Consider the following 2,153-nt stretch of genomic DNA (forward strand, 5'->3'; position numbering starts at 1 on the left):
CGCACCCCCGCCGAAGAACTCGACCGACTACTGTCAGACCCGTCCACATTCACCGCAGCGACCGCCTGAATCCAAGGCCCGAATCGCGATCTGAACGCACGGTCGATGTCGATTCCGAGTAAACCGGTATTTCGTCGTCCCAGGGCTGGCGGGTCACCATGTCGGCGACCTTGACGTAACCCCGCTCGAATTCTCCGGTGGCGGCGTCGACGAGCCGGTACTGCTGGGTTTGGTGCTGGATCGGCTGCGCGTCGAGCATGACGATCCGCACCTCTCCCGGTTCGAAGTGGCAGCGGGACTGCAGGGCCGCGACGAGTTGCTCGTTGCTCATGTGCCCGTCGCCGAAATTCCAGCCGATGGCCGTGGAGACGATCCGCTCCCCGTCGGTCAACACGTAGTCGTCCTCGTTCTGCCCGGCCATGGCGCGGTGGGCCAGGGTGAACAGCGCACGCCCGTGAGAGTTGAAGCCACGGAAGGCATATCCCATGTACAGATACATCTGGGCGGTCTCCGGGCTGCCGTAGTACCGCTCCATCTGGGCGGCGGGCATGCTGGCGATCGCGACGATGCCCTTCTCGATCTTCTCCGCGGCCGAGGGCTTGACGCACCACAGTGAGGTGTCCCAGTTGCCCGCGTAGTACCGCATGCCGGGCAGAAAGGAGATCTTGCGCGGGAACAGGTTTCCCAGCACGACGGTGGTAGCCGACACCGCGAACAACACGATCGGCCACGGGCTGTTCAGGTCACCGAGCCCGATACCGGGATGCCCGACGAACAGCGCCAGCACGCTGAACATCATGAAGACGTTCCACTCCAGCGGCACCCCCATCGGAATGGCGCTCAGGATGCCGAAGTGGAAGACGAGCATGACGAATGCCGCGATCGCGGTCGCCCAGCCACCATGCGAGAAGAACAACACCAACGGCACCAAACCCTCGATGACGGTGGAGAAGTGCGCCACGAAGCGTGACGGTCGCCCGGGCCGCAGGTCATCCGGGAAGTGTTCGAAGAACTTCCGTTTGATCCAGCGGGGTCGGAAAATCGGGTTGTTGCTCATCATCGTCGAGATGACGAACGGGAAGTGCTTGGTCAGCTTTGACGACGCCGCACCGATCCAGATGGTCAGGCAGATCAACTTGGCGGCGATGACGATGTCGGCGCCGCTGAACAGGAAGCAGACCGCGAGCGCGCCGTAGACCTCGCCGCGGGCGGCCAGGAAGATCACCTTGTCCCGCAGGCCGGCCACGGCCAGCAGGCCGATGATCGCGGCCGTCTGCCACACCGGCAGCACGCCGATCTGGGTGCCGAGTTCGGGGATCGGCCCCGAGCCTTGCGAGCACAGCGCCACCACCAGCATCACCATCAACGCCCCGTACAACGCGACGTCGAGCAGGGTACGGTCGTCCCCCTTGGTCAGCGGCACCCGGCCGGGCCACGGTGGCAGCCGGATGGTCTTGGGCCGCAACCAGTACAGGATCGAGCCCATGGGCGGGAAGAACCGGTTGTTGAGCGGGCCGAAACCGCAGCCGAGGCCGACGACCTCGAACAGCATCGTGTAGAAGATGACCTTCTGGTAGACGATCGGCTCGGCGTACCAGGAGGCGACGTTGGTGAATCCGTCGATCCCGGTGGTGGTGAGCGCGATCAGCCACGCCCCGAGGATGTAGAGCAGGATCTTGACGACGTAGAACAGGTGCAGCACGACCGGTGTCCCGAATCCGACCTCGGCCCAGTGCCGCGCCATCGGCCGGATCTTCTCGGCCCGGGTGCCTTTACTCCATTCCTCGAAGTCGACCTGCGGAGCGACCTGTTTGAGAAAACCCATGCCAGTCAGATTAGAACGTGTTCTAGTCCGCCCTCACGCGAACAGACACAAACCCGCCCTTTTCAGCGTGAAACTGGGCGGGTTTGCGTCTGTTCGGCCAAGAAACTAGGACTTCACCGGCGGGCGGTAGAAGATCGCCAACTGTCCGATGCCACCGAGCAGGCCCAGCACCACGGCGATCGCCATGCCGCCCCAGCCGTGCAACAGGTGGTAGAAGCCGGCGTCGGAGAACAGCAGGTGATCGAGGCTGTACCGGCCGGCCACCCCGCCGGGTGATCGCGATAGGGGCGCACCGCGGCAGGCAGTGCCGCGACGTCACCTTTGGCCC

1 protein-coding gene and 1 pseudogene are annotated in these 2,153 nt (G+C 64.3%); both read right to left on the reverse strand.

Annotation, left to right across the window (positions count from 1 at the left end):
• Positions 1-49 precede the first annotated feature (49 nt).
• Positions 50-1,825, reverse strand: a complete 1,776-nt coding sequence (locus A5740_RS11740) for a DUF3556 domain-containing protein (protein WP_076194229.1) — start codon at positions 1,823-1,825, stop codon at positions 50-52.
• A gap of 105 nt (positions 1,826-1,930) precedes the next feature.
• Positions 1,931-2,086: pseudogene (locus A5740_RS11745) on the reverse strand (DoxX family protein); the annotation flags it as partial.
• Positions 2,087-2,153: the final 67 nt, after the last annotated feature.

The organism is Mycobacterium sp. GA-1841, from assembly GCF_001954135.1.
In the GTDB taxonomy this organism is placed as follows: Bacteria; Actinomycetota; Actinomycetes; order Mycobacteriales; family Mycobacteriaceae; genus Mycobacterium.